Below are 20,963 nucleotides of genomic sequence, written 5' to 3'. Positions count from 1 at the left end.
TCCATAAACAACAAAAGCGGGGTCTGCGCGACCCCGCCCTTCACTGTCTCTAGGCATCCACTGGGCTGCACATAGTGAAATTATCCAGGTAGCCGTGATCTCCCACTTCAACCTCAAAGCTTGCGAGCAACTCACCTTTACCCGCCTTGAATTCAACCCATTGATGCCGCCCCCCGTTGGCTGAGTCCACGACCCTCGTCTCAATGAGCGCGCCCCTTTCATCGTAGAACCGCAAGGTTGCCTTTTCATCCAGATGAACATAGGCAAACCGCAGACAGGCACAAGGCACGCTGAATGCAAAGCGTGTTATCTTCGCCGGAGTGATAAAGCCATCAGCGTCGATGCAAAGCCCAAACGCCGGCCCTGACATAAATTCCCCGACGTTTCCGTAGGTGTATATACCGCTACGGGCATTGGGGGCCAATTGAACCATGGTGATGGTCATCGTCGAAAGGCTGATGCTTTCCCCAACGTTAAGCAGCTTGTTAGGCTGCCCGTCGAACCTTTCGACGATCTGCCTGCTCTTGATCAGCTCCAGCGCCACAGGATCGAAAGGTCGCCACGCATCGTTCGGGAATTTCACACTTAGTTGCAGCGTGATTTCACTGCCATTGGCGAACGAAGCAAGTTGCGCATTGGTAACGGCGATATTCAAGCCGTACAGAACCTCTGAGGGGGTCACTGCACGCGCTGGCAGCAAGACGACGGAGTGGGCCCCACCGCCAATCGCGTTACCGGTGCATATCAGCGAGATCTGGTTATCCGTCGCGATCCCCGCCCAGGGACTCACTACCAGATGGGCATCCTTCTCACAGCACAGTCGGAGAAAATCCAATACGCCATCGTTTGCCTCCGGTACGCGGGGCGCAGGCAGCGCAATGGCTTTTTTAAACAGCAGCGTTAACGTCTGAAACTCATGGGCATCGCTCTCAATTTGGCTCTGATCTGTCGTACATTTGAAGCGCAAGATCAACTCCGAACTATCTTTGAACCTCTCGAATTCCTCCCGTAAAACCGTCCGCGATAACCTGTTCAGGTCATCACGTCTGATAGGTTGCTTGTGCATGATGGTAATCGTGTGGGAAGCGCCATCTTCTGCCGGCCCCGTACAGGTCATATACGCGATCTGGTCTTCAAGAATAAACCACCACGCCCTCTCACTCTCGTCCCTGGGGTCTTCTATAAAGACGCTTATATCGCCTTCGAAAGTGCGCAGGTCCAGGCAGCAGCGCTGCCCAGGCGGGCACACCGCCTGGTAAACCATCGGTGCTGGTCGTCGCTCCAGCACAGGAATACTGACGTCCAACTCCAACGTCCCGGACGATGCCTGCTGGCAGGCACTCGTCACCGAGTAACTGATAGAGATGGTCTTGCCCGCAGCCCAAATCACTTCTTCACGCGGGATCCTGAAATCGACGTAACCCAGATCGCTGTTGCCCGGTTTTGATTTCAACGGCAGGCTCGTTCCATCCGGCTTGAGCCACTTCACGTCGATCATCTGATTGGGACTTATCCGTTCATACTTCACCCGCACCGTCACACCGTCTCGGCCATTCCAGATGGTCAGTTGATCACCCACGGCTTCACACACCCTGGGAGGGGGCAGCATCAAGCCTCCTGCTCGATGCTGAAAGTCCGAACAGGAAACTCGACGGCCGTGTCCACGTCGCACTGCCCATTAAAATTCGCCGCAAAATGCAGTTTAAACTCACTGCAATCGGCCAGTTTTTGCAGCTCGGTCCTGGCTATCGGTGTAGCAACTCCGTCGCGTAGCCAGGCGGGAGTAAGCGGGTCTCCTCTTAATATGGAAAACTGATAAGAACTGCCGTCCTCACCTGTGCCGGTTACCCACATCCAGCAGCAGTCCTGCTCCATGGCGTAATGCCAGATAGGCACCACCGCCGTTGCGTCATCACCGAACGTATTGAGGTCCACCCTGTCGCCAGTGGCCTGCTCAATGCCGGGTTTTGGCAAGCCCGTGATGCCCAGCACCTTCACTCGGCGCTCGGGTGAGGGCCAGTAGCTGCCATCGCAGCGCGTGACGTTGTAGGTCAACGTGATGGCTTGCTCAAAATGGGCGCGGATCACTGCGGGCGGTACCGTAAACACCAGGCTGGTTTCACCTTCAACCGGTTGCCGGCATTCCAGTTCGACGGTGCCCGGCCCAGGGGTGCCGGTAAGTGTCGGACACACCGTGTCGCCGCTGCACATGCCCTCATAAGCCACCACGATATGCGCACCGTTCACCGTGTTTACCGGGTTGACCAGCCACCCGTCGAACTCGGTGTGTACGGCTTCCTTGAGCTCTGGGGGCGACAGTTCCAGGTGAGACTCAGTGAGCAACGTCAATGAAAGCGAGCCGAACGATCTATAGGGAGTCGCCTGGCTGTAGCGCACCTGCGCCAACAGATACAGTTCACTGTCATGTTTAAGTTGCTGGAGCGACGCCCGAGGTATTGCTCGACGCCACCCCAGGCGCAAGTCTTCGTCGGTAACCGGTTCATCCTTGAATGGATAGAGTCTGGCCTTGGAGCCATCGGGGTAGGTGCCGCCTATATAGCAGTTGATCGTTTGGATTTTGCCGGCAAATGCCCAGGGCGGAATGTAAAGAATCGGATCTTTACAGCACAACAAGGAAAGATCCAGTTTGCCATCGATCGCTTCGAGAATTTGCGCCTGAGGCAAGTTCGAGGGCAGGCTGATCCGTACCCCACCCTGCAGAGATGTTTGACTCTCACCGTTTCTGGTGACGGTGTAGGTAAACGACGCGTAAGTGTCCAACCACAATGCTATGTATTCAGAAGGGATATAAAAGTTGATACAACCTGCAACGTCGCCATTCAGGGGCTCTATCGGCGGATAAGGGCTGCCTGCCAATGGCCAGTCCAGAGTGATGAGGTCAGTGGCCTGCATGTCGTCATAACAGACAATGACGTTGCCTCCGTTCAGCAGTTTGAGTGAATCGACACTGCCATTTTCGTCAGCTTCAAGCAGCTCGGGCTTGGGCAGGTCAAGGGCATCCGGCAATGACTTGGGCATGGTGAACTTCCTTTTCGATAGACGGGGAATGCCGAAGCCCAACATGTTGGCCTGATCGGCATCGCCCTATCACACCGTAAAAAAGCCGGCGCTCCTACTGTCAGAATTCACAGTTCCAACCCGCATAGAGACAGTATTCGACCAGTGGATTGCAGCAACAACAAGGGACACCGTCGCCGGATAAGTGCATGAAGATACTGGGGGCGAAGTAACAGAGCCTCACCATCAAATAAAATGCCCGCAAACGAAGCGGGCATGTTTTTACTGAACCGCTATACCTCCTCGACCAGAAAATCATCCATCAAATAGTCATTGCCGCTCGCCCATGCATCCATTTCATGGCTATAAATGTCCAGCAGCGCAGGCGTCGTGGAGGCTACGAACGTGAAACTCAGGGTATGCCAGGCCAGATCCACCAGCTCCAGGACCGACGTCTTATGCTCCGTGTCGATACGTAGCGACAGTTTTGGAGTGGGATTGGCCGAGTTAAATCGGCGAAGCCTGACAGAAAATTTATACGTATGGCCGGGTTCGAGATCAGTGAATCTCTTCTGCAGGATAGGACCGATATTTCTGGTGGTGTAGGTATAGTTCTTCACCGCAAATCCATCGGCTTGCGGCTCAAGGCTGATGTCTCTCGGATCCGGCGCACCTGTACCCACTTCCCAGCCCTCGAGCGTCCCGCTATTGAAATCAGCCATCTGGCGATAGCGCTTTCTGAACTGCAACTTCAACGACTGGAATTCGAGTGCATCACTTTCAACGGGGCTTTCATCGGTGGTGCATTTGAACGTGAATTCGAGGTCGGTCTTGTCCTTGAACTTCTCAAGCTCTGCACGCGGAATCATTCGCGACAACTCGCTCAAATCCTCCACCTGTACAGGCTCCTTGTGCATGATGGTTGTCGAATAAGGCCTTCCGTCCTCACCGGTTCCCGTGCAGGTCATATATGCAATTTGCCCGGCAAGAATGAACCACCACGCCAGCTCACTATCAGGATCATTGTTCTTGACGAAGACTTCTGCATCGCCGTCAAACGTACGCAAGTCAACGATGCCATTTTGTTGTTGCGGAGTGGCTTGACGCACCATCGGATGAGGACGTCGGGTCATGAGCGGTTTGGCGATACGCAGTTCCAATGCATTGGAGGTCTGCTGCTTGCATGCATTAACCACCGTGTAAGTGATCGGCACTGTCTTGCCGATACTCTCTATCAAGGCGTGCCGTGGGAATTCAAAAATAACCGGTCCGGATGTACTGCCCGGCTGTGAAAGCTGCGGCCATAGACTGCCATCCGGCCTGTGCCAGTTGGCAGTCAGGGTGTGGTCAGGATTGATCCCGGTGTAGTCAACCTCCACATGTACGCCGTTCCTCCCATTCCACGGCGTTAGATCGTTGCCCACCGCTTCAGTGACTGTCGGAGCGTTCAACACCAGATCTTCCTGGCTGATCGAAAATACCTGCATCGGGAACTCGATGGCGGTCGCCCGATTACGCTTGCCGTCAAAACTCGCGGCAAAATGCAGTTCAAAGCTCGTGCAATCGGCCAGTTTCTTCAATTCGTACCGCGGGATAGGCGTGTCAACACCATTGGCCAGCCATTGTGCAGTGAGAGGCTGATCCTGCAGTACGTCGAACCGGTAGTTGCTACCGTCTTCCCGTGTTCCGATCACCCACATCCAGCACCACTCATCCTCTTTTGCATAGTCCCAAACGGGTACTACAGCCGTGGCGTTACCACTGAAGGTGCCGAGATCTACGATCCCCACCGTCGCCTCTTCGATACACGGCAAGGTCAGTCGCGGAGCAAGCACATGCACCCGGCGATCGGGGGAACTCTGCGGTTGATAATGGTTGAACTGAACGCTGTAGTTCAACACCATCGTCTTGTTGAACAGCGCTGCAATGACAGGCGGGGCAACATCGAATGACAGGCTGGTCTGCCCCTCGTTCACGTCCTTGCAGCCGAGGGCGACCGGCCCATACCCAGGGCCCGACGCATAGGCACAGACATGGTCATTTTCGAACATGCCCGCGTAGCTGACGATTGCATGCCCGCCGTTGACCGTGTTGACAGGGTTGAGCTGCCACTCACCGGGGGGCGATTCGACGGATTCTCGCAAATACGGCGGGTTCAGCTCCTGCGCAGGGTCGACCTGCAGCAATGAGGTCGTGCGCAGGTGGAAATCCTCGGCGTTCACCGGGAGCGGATTCTCCAGAAGCGGATCGCCAGGCTCAGGGTATACCGGGGCGGTGGTGTCCCAAATCACGCCCAGGTGAGCGGTGATCGCCGAATAGTCGTCCAGCCTGGACAGCCAGCCTCGCGAAAGCGTAAAGCGAAAAACGTGGTCCGGATGGGCTTCGTGCTCCTGCACCACATGATCCTTGGCCACCCAGGCGAAGCGATAAGGCGCCACGTGCTGGTTACCCGCAACCACGACAAACAACCGCTGCCCGGGTTGAATCATCGGCCAGGCCTTGATCGCGACAATTTCATCCCCCGTAAACTCCTGCATGCGCAGGTACCAGGTACTCCACTCCTCCTTGGCATGGGTAAACACCGGCCTTGAGACGACGAGGTGCTCCTCCCTGATCTGTTGGATTTCCAACTCCAGCGTCAGGGATTCCAGCGCCCGCCCCCCGGCATTGGCCGTGTACTTGATCAATACCGTGTGCCCGATGCAGTAGCTGATCCAGCGTGCCGGAATGTCGACGACATTGACGCCGTTTTCCACAGAGATTGGCTCGAAGCTTGGCTGGTCCTGATCCTTGACCGCCATGTGGAACATGACGTTAGTGGCATTCGCCGGCAGCGTCAGCGTGGCCGTCGTGCCATCGATTGCATCAATGGGATACAGCAGGCTGTTGTTCGCAGCGTGCTCGATAATCGCGTAAGGCAGTTCCGTTTCAACGGCAGGCAGCGCCTTTTCTGCCTGAACGGAACTGGTTTTTTTTGCAGGTATTTTGCTCGCCACGATAAGACTCCTGTCCAGCGTCAGATCACCAGTGGGCCCGGCCCGGCGGGCCGGAAACTACGGTTATCTAACACGTGGATCAGGAATCCTGCCTACTGTCAGAATTGACAGTTCTGCTGGAAAAACTCGATATTCCAGACCAGTGGCCGTCTCACAACCCCTCCAGCTCCGCCATCAAATCACTCAAGCGATCCACCTTCTCGGCACTGATCTCATTGCCCTCCAGGCCCTCGATATATTCGGCCAGCTCCGCCACCGTGCTGCATTCGAACATCGCCCGCAGCGGCACATCGCGCTGCAGCGTCTTCTGCACCCGTGACGCAATCTGTGTCGCCAGCAACGAATGCCCGCCCAGTTCGAAGAAGTTGTCCTGCACCCCTACCCGTTCAACCTTGAGCACTTCGGCCCAGATCGCGGCCAGGGTGGTTTCCAGTTCATTGCGCGGCGCCAGGTAGTCCTGGCTGTGCAACTGGCCGATGTCCAGGGCCGGCAGGGCCTTGCGGTCGAGTTTGCCGTTGGCGTTGAGCGGCAGGCGCTCGAGCCACAGCCAGTGCAGCGGCACCATGTATTCCGGCAGTTCGGCGCGCAGGCGTTGCTTGATACGGTCCAGGCGTTCGCTTGGGCTTAAGCTTTCATCAACCGGCACCAGGTAGCCCACCAGGTGCTTGCCGTTGACGCCCTCCTGGACGCCGACCGCCGCATCACGCACCTCGGGTTGCTCGTGCAGGCGCGCTTCGATTTCACCCAGTTCGATGCGGTAGCCGCGAATCTTCACCTGGTGGTCGACCCGCCCGACATACTCCAACACGCCGTCACTGCGCCGGCGCGCCAGGTCGCCGGTGCGGTACAGGCGCTCGCCCGGTGCGCCGAACGGGTTCGGTACAAACACCGGTGCGGTGCGCAGCGGGTCGCTGACGTAACCACGACCGACGCCGGTGCCGGCCACGCACAATTCGCCGACGGCGCCTTGGGGCACCAGCTCCAGCGCGCCGTCCAACAGGTACAGACGGTTGTTGTCGGTGGGCGTGCCAATCGGCAGATAGGTGCCACGGGTCGAGGCCAGGTCGACGCGGTAGAACGCCACGTCGTCCGAGCATTCCGCCGGGCCGTAGGCGTTGACCAGGCCGATCTGCGGGTAGCGCAGCAGCCATTGGTGCGCCAGTTCCGGCGGCATCGCTTCACCGGTCGGCAGCATCCAGCGCAAGCCGTCGAGGCGAATGTGGTCCTGGGCGAGCATGCCCTGGATCAGCGACGGCACGCTTTCCAGCACGGTGATGCCGTGTGCCTGGACGTGGGCCAGCAAGCCCTGGGGATCATGGGCCAGGGCGTTCGGCACAATATCCACCCGCGCGCCGAACAGCGGCGCAGCGAGGAACTGCCACACGGAAATATCGAAGCTTTGCGAAGCGGTCTGCGCGATCACATCGGCATCGCTCAGTTGCAGGTAGGGCACCTTGCTCAACTGGTTATTGAGCATGCCGCGCTGTTCAACCATCACGCCCTTGGGCAGGCCGGTGGAGCCGGAGGTATAGATCACGTAGGCGAGGTTGTCCGGGGCGCTATAGACGCCCGGGTTTTCGCCACGGGCGGGGATTTCCTCCCACACCAGCAACTGGCAGTCGACGCCGTCGAGCAGTTCGATGGCCTGTTCCCGGCACGCTTCGGTGCACACCAGCAAGGGCGTGCGGCTCAGGTCGATGATGCGGCTCAGGCGCGGGCCCGGCAGGCCAGGGTCCAGCGGCAGGTAGCCGGCACCGGCCTTGAAGCTGCCGATGATCATGCCGAGCAACTCCAGGTTACGCTCGGCCAGCAACGCCACCGGTTGGTCCGGGCCGACACCGGCGGTAATCAGCGCATGCCCCAGGCCGTTACTGCGTCGGTTCAACGCCTCATAGCTCCATTGCCGGCCAAGGCAACTGGCGGCGATACGCTGCGGATATCGCGCCACCTGTTCCTCGAACAACTCGACATAGCTGCGCGCCAGCGGGTAGTCGTGTTCGCTCTGGTTGCAGCCGTCCACCAGGAACGCGCGCTCCTGCTCGCCGATCAGCGGCAGGTCGGCCATGTCGCCATGGAAGCCCTGCACCAGCGCCAGCAACAGGCGCTTGAACTCGGCGAGCATGCCTTGCACGGTGGTTTCATCGAAGTAGCGCTGGTCGTAGGACAGGTGCAGGCCCAGGTCATCGCCCGGGTAGCACACGGCGGTCAGTGGGAAGTTGGTGTGGGTACGTCCGGAATCGGAGGTGGCATTCAGGCTTTGCGCATGGCTGAGCACCGAGGTTTCCACCGGGGCGTTTTCGAACACGAACAGGCTGTCGAACAGCGGCTGGCCCTTGGGCAGTTCGCTGTGTTCCTGGATAGTCACCAGCGGCAGGTATTCGTACTCGCGCAGTTGCATATTGCTGTCGAGCAAACCGCTCAACCACTGGCGCACGCTGCACCGCTGGTCATCGGCAGGCAGCTTCACCCGCAGCGCGATACTGTTGATAAACAGGCCCACGGTGCGTTGCATCTCGGGCATGTCCACCGGACGCCCGGCCACGGTGACGCCGAACAGCACGTCGCGATCACCGCTCACGCGCCGCAGCACCAAGGCCCAGGCCGCCTGGGCGAAGGTGTTGACGGTGAGTTGATGCGCCTGGGCCAGCTCGCGCAGTTGCGCGCCGTCACGGGCATCCAGCCGGGTGTAGCAGTCGCCCACCACCATGCCGCCGCTGTGGCCGGCATGTTCGCGCAGGAACGGCCGGTCGCTCGGGATCGGCGTGGTGCGCTCGAAACCTTGCAGGTTGCGCTGCCACCACTGGCGCGCTTCGTCCAGGTCCTGGCGTTGCAGCCAGGCGATGTAGTCGCGGTAGCGCGGCGGCGTGGCCAGTTGCGCGTCGCGCCCTTCGCCAAGCGCCTGGTAGAGCTCGAAGAAGTCGTTCATCAGCAGCGAACGGCACCAGGCATCGATAAGGATGTGGTGGTTGCTCATCATGAACCAGTAGCGCGCTTCGCCCACGCGGATCAGGCGCAGGTGGAACGGCGCCTGGTTGAGCAGATCGAACCCGGCCTCGCGCTCGGCCTTGAGCAGCGCCTGCAGACGCGGCTCGTGCTCACGCTCGGGGTCGGCGCTCCAGTCCAGGTAGTCAATCGGCGTGCTGCCGGGCTTGTGGATCACTTGCAGCATGTCTTCGCCGACGTTCCAGCAGAACGAGGCACGCAAGGCTTCGTGGCGGGCGATCACCGCCTGCCAGGCCTGGGCGAAACGCTCGGGATCGAGTTCACTGTTGATGCGGTAGCGGTCCTGCATGTAATACAGGCCGGTGCCCGGTTCCAGCAGGGTGTGCAGCAGCAGGCCCTCTTGCATCGGGGTCAGCGGGTAGACATCTTCGATGGCGCCGGCCGCTACCGGCAAGCTGTCCAGTTGCGCCTGGGTCAACCGTGCCAGCGGGAAGTCGGACGGCGTGAGGCCACCGGATTCGTCCTTGAGGCAATGGGCGATCAGGTCCTGCAGTTCGGTCAGGTAGGCCTCGGCCAGTTTGCCAATGGTTTGCTGATCGTAGCGTTCGCGGCTGAAGGTCCAGCGCAGCACCAGTTCACCGCCATACACCTGGCTGTCGACGCTCAGCGCATTGGGCAGCGGTGCATCGGGATCGTGTGCAAGGCCGGCGGATTCCTCCAGCGGATGAAACAGCGCGTCGGCGCCGAAGCTCTGGTCGAACTGGCCGAGGTAGTTGAAGGTAATGTCGGCGCTCGGCAGCGAGGCCAGGCTGCGTTGGCACGGGTCGTCCGCCAGGTAGCGCAGCACGCCGTAGCCCAGGCCTTTGTGCGGCACGCCGCGCAGTTGCTCCTTGATTGCCTTGATCGAATCGCCCGGCTCCGCCTGCGGGGTCAGGCGCAATGGATAAGCGCTGGTGAACCAGCCGACGCTGCGGGTCAGGTCGATGTCATCGAACAGGCTTTCGCGGCCGTGGCCTTCCAGTTGAATCAACGCCGCGTCGTGACCGCTCCAGCGGCACAGCACGCGAGCCAGGGCGGTCAGCAGCAGGTCGTTGACCTGGGTGCGGTAGGCGCTCGGCGCCTGTTGCAGCAACTGCCGGGTGCGCTCGACATCCAGGCGCACGCTGACGGTCTCGGCGTCACGCTGGCGCTGTGCGCCGTGTGGGCGATCCACCGGCAACGCCAGCGCCGGGCCCGCCAGTTGCGCCTGCCACAGGCTCAGCTCTTCGCGCAGGGATTCGCTATGGGCATAGGCCTGCAAACGTGCGGCCCAGTCGCGCAACGCGCTGGTCTTGGCCGGCAGGCTGACGGACTGGCCTGCGCTCAGTTGGCGATAGACCGTTTGCAGGTCTTCGAGCAACACGCGCCAGGACACGCCGTCCACCACCAGGTGATGGATGGCGATCAGCAGGCGCTGCCGGCCTTGCGGGCCGTCCACCAGCAGGGCGCGCAGCAGCGGGCCGTGCGCCATGTCGAGGCTGCGCTGGGTGTCGGTGAACAGCGCGGTGCAGTGGTCCATGTCGCGCACCTGCGCCTGCATCAATACGCCGCCCTGGGGCACGCCCAGGTGTTCGGCGTGCCACTGGGCATCGCGCCGGGTGAAGCTCAGGCGCAGCGCGTCGTGATGCTCCAGCACCGCCAGCAGGGCCTGCTCCAGGCGATGCGGCTCGAGCAGTTGCAGCGGCTTGAGCACCAGGGCCTGGTTCCAGTGCTGGCGCGCCGGGATGTCGGAGTCGAAGAACCAATGCTGGATCGGCGTAAGGCCCGAGCGGCCGGTGAGCACACCTTGCTCGGCGCTGAACGTCTCGACGCGCGTGGCGACGGCGGCCAGGCTGTGCACGGTCTGGTGCTGGAACAGGTCACGCGGGCTGAAATGAATGCCCGCCTGCCGCGCACGGCTGACCACCTGGATCGACAGGATCGAATCGCCGCCCAGCTCGAAGAAGTTATCGTCGAGGCCGACTTGCTGCAGGTTCAGCACCGCGCACCAGATGGCCGCCAACGTGCTTTGCAGCGCATTGCGTGGTGCCACGTACGCCTGGCGGTTCGCTTCAGGATCGGGCTGCGGCAAGGCACGCCGGTCGAGCTTGCCGTTGGCGGTCAGCGGCATGCTGTCGAGCACGATTATGTGGGCGGGCACCATGTAGTCCGGCAAGTGCGCCTTGAGGTGGGCTTTCACCGCATCACGCAAGGCGCCCTGCTCGGCGTCGCTGACCAGGTACGCCACCAGCTGTTTGCCGCTCGGCGAATCCAGCGCCAGCACCACCGCCTCACGCACCGCCGCATGCTCCAACAGGCGCGTTTCGATCTCGCCCAATTCGATGCGGAAACCGCGAATCTTCACCTGATGGTCGATACGCCCCAGGTACTCCACCTGCCCATCGGCACCTTGGCGCACCAGGTCACCGGTGCGGTACAGGCGCCCGCCATTGGCGGTGAACGGGTCGGCGACAAAGCGCTCCGCCGTCATGCCGGGGCGCTGGTGATAGCCCTGAGCCAGGCCCGCACCGCCGATGTACAACTCGCCGCTCGCGCCCTGCGGCACCAGGGCCAGGTCGGCGTCGAGAATGTACGCCACGCGCGCGCCGACAATGCTGCCGATCGGCACGCTGGCGGCGCCCTCCTCCACCTGTTGCGGCGCCAGGCTGGCCAGCGGCATCACCACGGTTTCGGTCGGGCCATAGGCGTTGAAAAACAGCTCAGGCTGGAACGCCGCGCGAATACGCTGCAGATGTTCACCGGTCAGTGCTTCACCGCCGGTGATGCACATGCGCACCGGCAAGGTCTGCTCTTGCGTGGCCAGCCACTGCGCCAACTGGCTGCCGTAGCTGGGCGTGAACCCGAGGATATTCACGCGATGGCTGCGGATCAGCGCGCAGATTTCTTCGGCGTCCCATTGGCCCTGGGCGCGCAATACCACGTGGGCACCGCTGAGCAACGGCACCAGCAGGCGCTCGGTGGCGGCGTCGAAGTTGATCGAATAAAAGTGCAGTTCGCAGTCGTCCGGGCGCATGCCGAAGCGCTCGATCACGGCCTGGCAATGCATGGCGATTTCACCCTGGGACACCACCACGCCTTTAGGCTTGCCGGTGGAGCCGGAGGTGTAGATCAGGTACGCCTGGTGCTGCGCCAGGCTGATAAACGACAGCTCATCGGCCGGATAATTTTCCAGCCTGGCCGCGTCATCTTCCAGGCACCAGCACGCCAGCGCGTGCGGCAGCTCGCCCAGGGCCTGGAACATCGCCGCATCGCTGAGCAGCAGGCCGATGCCGCTGTCTCCGATCATGTAGTGCAGGCGGTCCAGCGGGTATTCCGGGTCCAGCGGCACGTAGGCGCCGCCGGCCTTGAGGATCGCCAGCAGGCCGACGACCATTTCCAGCGAGCGTGGCAGCGCCAGGCCGACCCGCACCTGCGGGCCGACGCCACGTTCGCGCAGCATCCAGGCCAGGCGATTGGCGCGGGCGTCGAGTTCGGCGTAAGTAAGGGTCACACCGGCAAAGGTCAGCGCCGGCGCGTCTGCGCGCTTGAGCGCCTGCCGGCTGAACAGGGTTTGGATGCACTGGTCCAGACGATGCTCTCCGGCTTCAACCCCAAGGCTGTCCTGCAGGGCGCGCTGCTCGGCGGTGCTGAGCAACGGCAGTTCGCTGAGGCGTTGGTGCGGATTATCGATCAGTGCTTCCAGCAAATTGCGCCAATGCGCGGCCATGCGGGCGATGCGCGGCTCGTCGAACAGATCGGTGCTGTAGGTCAGGCAGCAACCCAGGCGATGGTCGAGGTCGGTGACTTCCAGGTTGAGGTCGAACTTGGTGGCGCGAGCATCGTTGGCCAGGTACTCGACGGTCATGCCGGCCAGTTGGCGGCTCTGCTGGAACTCCCAGCGCTGCACGTTGCACATCACCTGGAACAGCGGGTTGTATGCCGCGCTGCGCGGTGGTTGCAGCGCCTCCACCAGATGGTCGAACGGCAGGTCCTGATGGGACTGGCCTTCGATCACGGTGTGACGCACCTGCTCGAACAACTGCGCCACACTCATCTGCCCATTGAGCTGGCAACGCAACACCTGGGTGTTGAGGAACGCACCGATCAGCCCTTCGCTTTCCGGGCGGATACGGTTGGCCACCGGCGCGCCGATGCGCAGGTCGGTCTGGCCGCTGTAGCGGTAGAGCAACACGGCCAGGGTAGCGGTCATGGTCATGAACAGGGTCAGGCCCTGTTCGGCGTTGAAGGCGCGTACGCGGGCGGCCAGTGCATCGCTCAGGTCGAAGCGGTACAGCTCGCCGCGGTGGCTTTGCACCGCCGGGCGCGGGCGGTCGCCGGGCAGTTCGAGCAGCGGATGTTCGCGGCCCAGTTGCGCGGTCCAGTAATCCAGCTGGCGTTGACGCTCGCCCGATTCCAGCCATTGGCGTTGCCACACGCTGTAGTCCAGGTAATGCACCGGCAGCGGCGCCAGCGGTGAGTCGCGCTCGTCGATAAAGGCTTCGTACAGTGCACTGAGTTCACGGGCAAAGATGTCCATGGCCCAGCCTTCGGTGACGATATGGTGCAGGGTCAGCACCAGGTAATGTTCCTGCTCGCCGGCCTTGACCAGGCAGGCGCGCAGCAACGGCCCGCGTTCCAGGTTGAACGGCGTATGCGCTTCCTGATCGGCCAGGTGCTGCAAACGTTGCTGGCGCTCGGTCTCGCTGAGTGCCGAGAAGTCCTGCCAGTCCATGCGCAGGTTGGTCTGCGGCCAGACGTGTTGACAGGCCACGCCATCGACGCTCGGGAAGGTGGTGCGCAGGGTTTCGTGGCGCATGATCAGGGCCTGCAAGGCTGCCTCGAAACGCCCCACATCCAGCACCCCGCGCAAGCGTGCCATGCCACCGACGTTGTAGGCCGGGCTGTCCGGCTCCATCTGCCAGAGGAACCACATGCGCTGCTGGGAATAGGACAGCGGCACCGGCGCGCTGCGGTCGACCTTGGCGATGGCGGTCTGTTGGTTGCGTTGGCCCGACGCCTGGATCAGGCCCACTTGTGCGGCGAAATCGCCCAGCTCGCTGGCATCGAACAAGGTGCGCAATGGCAGCTCGACGTCGCAGGCCTGACGAGTACGGGAGATGATCTGCGTGGCCAGCAACGAGTGGCCGCCCAGGGCGAAAAAGTCGTCGCGCAGGCCGATACGCGGCAGGCCGAGCACTTCGCGCCAGATCGCCGCAATCTGCTGCTGCAACGGCGTCTCGGGTTCGACGTGTTCGCGGGTTTGCCACACCGGTTGCGGCAATGCGCGGCGGTCGAGCTTGCCGCTTGGGCTCAAGGGCATGGCATCCAGGTACATCAGGTGGGCAGGCACCATGTACTCGGGCAACCGGGCGGCCAGCGCGGTTTTCACCGCCTGTGCATCCAGTTCGACAGGGCCGCTGTAGTAACCGATCAACTGCTCGTCACGCACCAGCACCACCGCTTGGGCGATGCCCTGAACCGCCAGCATGCGCGCTTCGATTTCCTGCGGTTCCACCCGCAAGCCGCGCAGCTTGACCTGCTGATCGAGACGCCCCAGGTATTCAAGGACACCCTCAAGGCTCCAGCGCGCACGGTCGCCGGTGCGATACAGGCGCGCCCCGGCCTCGCCCAGCGGGTCGGCGACAAAGCGTTCGGCGGTCAGCCCGGCACGGCCTAGGTAACCGCGCGCCAGGCCGATGCCGCCGATGCACAATTCACCCGGTACACCGGCCGGCAGCGGGTTGAGGTGCTCGTCGAGCACCCGGCAGATCACATTGCCCAGTGGCCGGCCAATCGGCGAGCGCGCGCCATCGTCCACGGCGCAGTGCCAATGGGTAACGTTGATCGCGGTCTCGGTCGGGCCATACCGGTTGTGCAATTGCACCGCCGGCAGGCGTGCCAGTACGCGGTCGCGCAGTTCGGCGGGCAAGGCTTCGCCGCCGGAGAACAGGCGGCGCAGGCTGGTGCATTCGGCTGCCAGCGGTTCGTCGATAAACAGCTGCAGCAACGGCGGCACGAAGTGCAGCGTGGTCACGCCATGTTCCTGCACCAGTTGCGCGATGCGATGAGGGTCACGGTGCTCGCCGGGGCCTGCCAGTACCAGACGGCAACCGCTGATCAGCGGCCAGAAGCACTCCCACACCGACACGTCGAAACTGATCGGCGCCTTTTGCATCAGCACGTCGCTGGCGTCCAACCGGTAGGTGGCCTGCATCCACTGCAAGCGCTCGGCCAGCGCCGCGTGGGTATTGCCCACGCCCTTGGGCTGGCCGGTGGAGCCGGAGGTATAGATCACATAGGCGAGGTTGTCGCCATGCAGGTGCAGGCCCGGCGGCTGGCTTGGCCAGCTGTCCAGGTGCAGGCTGTCCATGGCAAGCACGCACACGCCTGGGGTCGTCGGCAGACGTTCGAGCAGCGCGGTTTGAGTCAACAGCAGGTGCACGCCGCTGTCCTCAAGCATGAAGGCCAGGCGCTCGGCGGGGTAATCCGGGTCCAGCGGCACATAGGCGCCACCGGCCTTGATGATCGCCAGCAGACCGATCAGCAACTGCGGCGAACGTTCGGCGGCGATGCCCACGCACACGTCCGGGCCCACGCCCTTGTCGCGCAGGTAATGGGCCAGGCGGTTGGCCTGGGTGTGCAGTTGGGCGAAGCTCAAGCTGGCGTCCTGCCAGACCAGCGCCGGGGTGTCCGCGGTGTGCAGGTTGAGCAGTTCGGGCAGCCATTGCCGGGCCGGCGCGCACGGCGCCTGGCTCCATGGGCGTTGCTCGTCCTCTGCGCTCAGTTCCAGTTCGCCCACGGCGTGCTGCGGTTGCGCGCAGACCGCTTGCAGCAGGTGGACGTAATGCTCGGCCAGGCGCTGAAGGGTGGCGCTGTCGAACAGTTCATCGGCGTAGTCGAACGACAGGCTCAAGCGCCCGTTGCGGTCCTCTTCGCTGTGCAGTTGCAGGTCGAACTTGGCTTCGCGGCTGTGCCACGGCAGCTCATCGGCGAGCAGGCCCGGCAGGCGGCGCAAGGCACTCAGGTCACGTTGCTGGTGGTTGAACATCACCTGGAACAGGCCCTGTTCACGCGCCTGGGGGAAGGCCTCCAACAGTTGCTCGAACGGCAGGTCCTGATGGGCCTGGGCGTCCAATGCAGCCTGGCGTGTCGCGGCCAGCAGTTGGTTGAACGGCATGCGCCCGTCAAGCTCGGCACGCAGCACCAGGGTGTTGATGAAGAAACCGACCAGGCCTTGGGTTTCCTGGCGCGGGCGATTGGCATTGGGCACGCCGATGCGAATATCGCGCTGGCCGCTGTAGCGATACAACAGGGTCTGGAACGCGGCCAGCAGCAGCATGAACGGGGTGGATTCATGGGCGCGCGCGGTCTGGCCAATCGCGGCGCTGAGGGACGCGTCCAGGCGTACGGTATGCCGCGCGGCGCTGTTGCGCGCCTGCGTCGAGCGTGGGTGGTCGGTGGCCAGGTTGAGGGGCGGATGCTCGTCCCCCAGCGTCGCCTTCCAGTACGCCAACTGTCGCTCGCCTTCGCCGGCGGCCAGCCACTGGCGCTGCCAGCTGGCGTAGTCGGCGTATTGCAGGGTCAGGGGCGGCAACTCAAGGCTCTGGCCCTGGACGGCAGCGGCGTACAGGCGCGAGAACTCGTCAATCAGGATATTCAGCGACCAGCCATCGGCGATGATGTGGTGCAACGTCACCAGCAGTTGATGGTCCTCATCGTCCAGACGCACCAGGGTGACCCACAGCAGCGGGCCTTTCTCCAGGTCGAACCGGGTACGCGCTTGATCTTCGCGGACCTGCTGCGCACGCGCCTGGCGCTCGGCATCGGCCAAGTCGCTGAGGTCGATGACCTGCAGCGCGAAATCCGTCGCGGCCTCGACACGCTGAAAGCCCTGGCCATCGCGCTCGTAAAAGCGTGTACGCAAGGCTTCGTGGCGCTGGATCAACTGCTGGAAGCTTGAGCGCACGGCGTCTTCGTCCAGCTCGCCGCGCAGGCGCAGGGCGCCGGGGATGGTGTAGGCGCTGCTGTTCGGGTCCAGTTGCCAGGTGATCCACAGGCGGTTCTGGGCCAGGGATTGCGGCAGGTCGTCCTGGCGCGACACCGAGGCCATCGCGCCCTGGGCAACGCCGCCGTCCTGTTGCAGGCGCGCGATGCTGGCGGCGAAACCTTGCAGGGTGGGCGCTTCGAACAGCAGGCGCAGGTTCAGCTCCAGGCCCAGGGTTTCGCGCAGGCGCGCGACCACTTGGGTCGCGCTGATGGAGTTGCCGCCGAGCAGGAAAAAGTGATCATCGGCGGCGACCGTCGGCACCTGCAGTTGCTCGCACCAGATCGCAGCGATCCGGTTTTGCAGAACCGATTCCAGCGCGGCGTCACTGGCTGGCGCTTGCAGGTCGGGGAACTGCGCATAGCAGTCGAGACTGCCATCGGCATGGCGCAGCGCACACGCCGCCCGTTGTACCTTGCCGCTGGAGGTTTTCGGCAACGCGCCCGGATTGAGCAACACCACCACGCACGGCGCCTCCTGGCAGGCCTCGGCCACTGCCTGGCGAATCGCCTTGATCAGTGCTTCGGGCGGCAGGATTTTCTGCACGCTGCGGCTGATTTCCGCAGCAATGCCGATGCCTTCCACACCGTGGTCATTTACCGCAAAGGCGGCCACCCGGCCCTTGCGCACCACCTCCACCTCTCGCTCGATGGTTTGCTCGATGTCCTGCGGGTACAGATTGTGTCCGCGTACGATCAGCAGGTCTTTCAAGCGCCCGGTGATGTACACCTCACCGTCACGGATAAACCCCAGGTCGCCGGTGCGCAGCCACGTCCGGCCGGCGTGCTGGACGAAAGTCCGGGCGCTGGCTTCGGGGTTGCGCCAGTAACCGTGGGCAATGCTCGGGCCGCTGGCCCAGAGTTCGCCCACGCAATTGTCGGCCAACGCGCTGAGCGTGTGGGGGTCGGCAATCAGCACGGCGTGGTCCGGCTGATGGGTGCCGCAACTCATGACCGCACTGCCCTGCCCCGGCTCGGCGCGGTTGGCGGCCAGCGCCTGCGCATCCAGGTGCAACGCAGGGATGCCGTGGCCACGGCGGCCACCGGCGACAAACAAGGTCGCTTCGGCCAGGCCATAGGAGGCGAAGAAATTATTCGAGCTGAAACCACAGGCGGCGAATTTTTCGCCGAACCGTTCCAGGGTGTCCAGGCGGATCGGCTCGGAACCGGAATAGGCCACGCGCCAGGTGCTCAGGTCCAGGCGCTCCAGGGCCGACTCGCTGACCCGTTCGCTGCACAGACGGTAGGCGAAGTCCGGGCCACCGCTGATGGTGCCGCCGTATTCGCTGATCGCCTCGAGCCAGCGCAGCGGCCGCGCCAGGAAGTAGGCCGGCGACATCAGCACGCACGGCACACCGCTGAAAATCGGTTGCAGCAAGCCGCCGATCAGGCCCATGTCGTGGTACAGCGGCAGCCAGCTGACGATCACATCGTCCGGGTTGAGGTCGATGCCAAAGCCGCGGCGGATCAGCACTTCATTGGCCACCAGGTTGCCGTGGCTGACTTGCACGCCCTTGGGCAGCGCGGTGGAGCCGGAGGTGTATTGCAGGAAGGCGATGTCGTCGGGCTGCAGCTCGGGGGCGAGCCAACGGTCGGCAAGCTGTGGGTCGAGGGTGTCCACGCTCAACAGCGGCGGTGCGTTTTCGATCTGCGCCAGGCCATCGGCGAGGCTGGCGATGGTCAGCAGCAAGCGCGGCTCGGCATCGCTGATGATCGACAGCAAGCGTTCCTGATGATGGCGCTTGCTCGATTCCGGCGGGTAAGCCGGCACCGCGATCACCCCGGCGTACAGGCAACCAAAGAACGCCGCGACATAGTCCGGACCACTGGGAAACAACAGCACCGCGCGCTCGCCCATCGCGACATCGGCTTGCAAGGCGGCGGCGATGGTGCGCGCGCGTTGGTCCAGGTCACGGTAGCTGAGCACCACGCTGTGCTCGGCGGACTCGGCCAGAAAGCGCAGGGCCAGACGGTCCGGCGTCTGCGCGGCACGGCGCTGGAGGGACTTGACCAGAGTGCGGGGAAGTTCGAAGGCGTCCATCATGGGGTTCCTGCCTGAAATCGGCTTACGGGAAATTCGGGAAATCGGTGAGGTTCAGCCGGCGACGCGCTGGCGCGCCGCGCCACTGCGCCAACGGGCCAGGTGGGCCTCGGCATAGCGCCGCATACAGCGCAGCACGACGCTTTCGTGCTGCACGAGAAAGAAGTGATGCCCCTCGAACATGTCGAGGGAAAAGCCGCTGGCGGCTTCGAGCTGCCAGTCGAGCAATTGGTCGGCGCGCACGCTGTCCTGCTTGCCGCCAAAGACATGGATCGGCACGTCCAGCGGCTCGCGTTCGCCATAGGTAAAGCTGCCGCACAGCAGGAAATCGGCGCGCAGGATCGGCAGCATCAACTGCATCAACTCGGGATTGGCCAAGGCGTCTTCGGCAGTGCCCTGCAGCTCGCGCAAGCGGGCGATCAACTGTGCGTCGGTTTTTTCGATGGCGTAGTCGCTGACATCGCGCCGCGCCGGGCCGGCGGTGCCGGAGACAAACAACGCCAGCGGCGCCGGCACATTGCGCGCGTTCAAGGCATGCGCCAGCTCGAACGCCAGCAGGCCGCCGAGGCTGTGGCCGAACAACGCATAAGGGCCATTCAGGTCGCGGCTGATTTCATTGGCGAGCTGGGCAGCCAGGGCCTTGATATCGCGCTGCAGCGGTTCGCCCATGCGCATGCCCCGTCCCGGCAGTTCCAGCGGGCATACCTGCAACCAGTCCGGCAACACGCGGCGCCAACGGGCGTAGACCGAGGCACTGGCGCCCGAATGGGGCAGGCAAAACAGGCGCAGCGGCGTTGGGGTACTCATCACCCGAGAACTCCACGCTGAACCACGCTGTGTGCACGATAAAAACCCATTTCGCCCTCCTGCGGGTGCTGATCCCTGGCCGTTTGCCAACGAACCTTTCACCCAGAAGAACGGACGGCCCCGGCAAATAATTAGTCGCCGGGGACAAGCGAGACGCGGTTCACACCTTACCCAAAGGCATAAGATTAGTTCGCCTTCTCATTTGACAATCATTATCATTCAGCATAATTTGTTGCCCGATGTGTAGGAGGCCTCAGCAGGGACGCCCTCCCCCAACCTTTTTGCAACAAGGTGATTTCCATGACGGAACAAGTATCCACAGGCAGGTGCGACTCACCCCTTCTCCAGGCATTCGTCGACAATCGACTGATTCTGGTGAAGATCGCGGCGCGTATTACCGGCTGCCGTTCCCGTGCCGAGGATGTGGTGCAGGACGCCTACTTTCGGCTGCAATCGGCGCCGACCATCACCTCTTCGTTCAAGGCACAACTGAGTTATCTGTTCCAGATCGTGCGCAACCTGGCGATCGACCACTACCGCAAGCAGGCCCTGGAGCTCAAATACTCCGGTACCGAAGAGGAAGGCTTGAATGTGGTTATCCACGGCGCTTCACCGGAAACCTCCCACATCAATTTCAACACCCTGGAAAACATCGCCGACGCCCTGACCGAACTGCCACAGCGCACCCGCTACGCCTTCGAGATGTACCGCCTGCACGGCGTGCCGCAGAAAGACATCGCCAAGGAACTCGGGGTCTCGCCAACACTGGTGAATTTCATGATCCGCGATGCGCTGGTGCACTGCCGCAAAGTGTCGGGCAGCCACAGCGATACGTTTGCGCGCAGGGTTTGAACAAAACACAAACCACTGTGGGAGGGGGCTTGCCCGCGATGCAGTGTGTCAGCCAGCTCTGTTGTAGCTGACACACCGCTATCGGGGGCAAGCCCCCTCCCACATTTGGACCGGGATCGACACAAAATACCGGTCGGCTCCAAGGCCGCCGCGCTTTTGATCTTGATCTCAGGCGCCCCGTTAAACCACGCTGGCCGAACGCAGGCTTGAATCCGTGGGCAACCCGGCAGGACGCCGGGTTAGCC

The 20,963-nt window shown here is 62.6% G+C and carries 6 protein-coding genes; 1 reads left to right on the top strand and 5 read right to left on the bottom strand.

What is annotated here, in order from left to right; all coding sequences use genetic code 11:
- Positions 1-49: 49 nt before the first annotated feature.
- The 5 genes from BFP89_RS26355 to BFP89_RS26335 form a co-directional block, all read right to left on the bottom strand.
- A complete protein-coding gene (locus BFP89_RS26355; protein ID WP_065888369.1) occupies positions 50-1,609 on the bottom strand; it encodes a hypothetical protein in 1,560 nt (519 codons plus the stop codon).
- The gene (locus BFP89_RS26350; RefSeq protein WP_065888368.1) at positions 1,609-3,039 is read right to left on the bottom strand and encodes a hypothetical protein; all 1,431 of its coding nucleotides are present in this window, start codon (positions 3,037-3,039) and stop codon (positions 1,609-1,611) included. The genes BFP89_RS26355 and BFP89_RS26350 overlap by 1 nt, the downstream gene beginning before the upstream one ends.
- A 272-nt stretch (positions 3,040-3,311) precedes the next feature.
- Positions 3,312-6,014 carry a carbohydrate binding domain-containing protein gene (locus tag BFP89_RS26345; RefSeq protein ID WP_065888367.1) on the bottom strand — a complete coding sequence of 901 codons (2,703 nt, stop codon included), beginning with the start codon at positions 6,012-6,014 and terminating at the stop codon, positions 3,312-3,314.
- Between the two features lie 151 nt (positions 6,015-6,165).
- Positions 6,166-19,062, bottom strand: a complete 12,897-nt coding sequence (locus BFP89_RS26340) for a non-ribosomal peptide synthetase (protein ID WP_065888366.1) — start codon at positions 19,060-19,062, stop codon at positions 6,166-6,168.
- A gap of 51 nt (positions 19,063-19,113) precedes the next feature.
- Positions 19,114-19,866 carry a thioesterase II family protein gene (locus tag BFP89_RS26335; RefSeq protein WP_065888365.1) on the bottom strand — a complete coding sequence of 251 codons (753 nt, stop codon included), beginning with the start codon at positions 19,864-19,866 and terminating at the stop codon, positions 19,114-19,116.
- Between the two features lie 300 nt (positions 19,867-20,166).
- Between BFP89_RS26335 and BFP89_RS26330 the strand changes: the two genes are divergently transcribed.
- Positions 20,167-20,718, top strand: coding sequence for an RNA polymerase factor sigma-70 (locus tag BFP89_RS26330; protein WP_005789991.1), 552 nt, complete (start codon positions 20,167-20,169; stop codon positions 20,716-20,718).
- The last annotated feature ends 245 nt before the right edge of the window (positions 20,719-20,963 follow it).

The organism is Pseudomonas sp. 31 R 17 (assembly GCF_900004915.1).
Taxonomy (GTDB): domain Bacteria; phylum Pseudomonadota; class Gammaproteobacteria; order Pseudomonadales; family Pseudomonadaceae; genus Aquipseudomonas; species Aquipseudomonas orientalis_A.
This window is presented reverse-complemented; position numbering and strand designations above follow the sequence as displayed.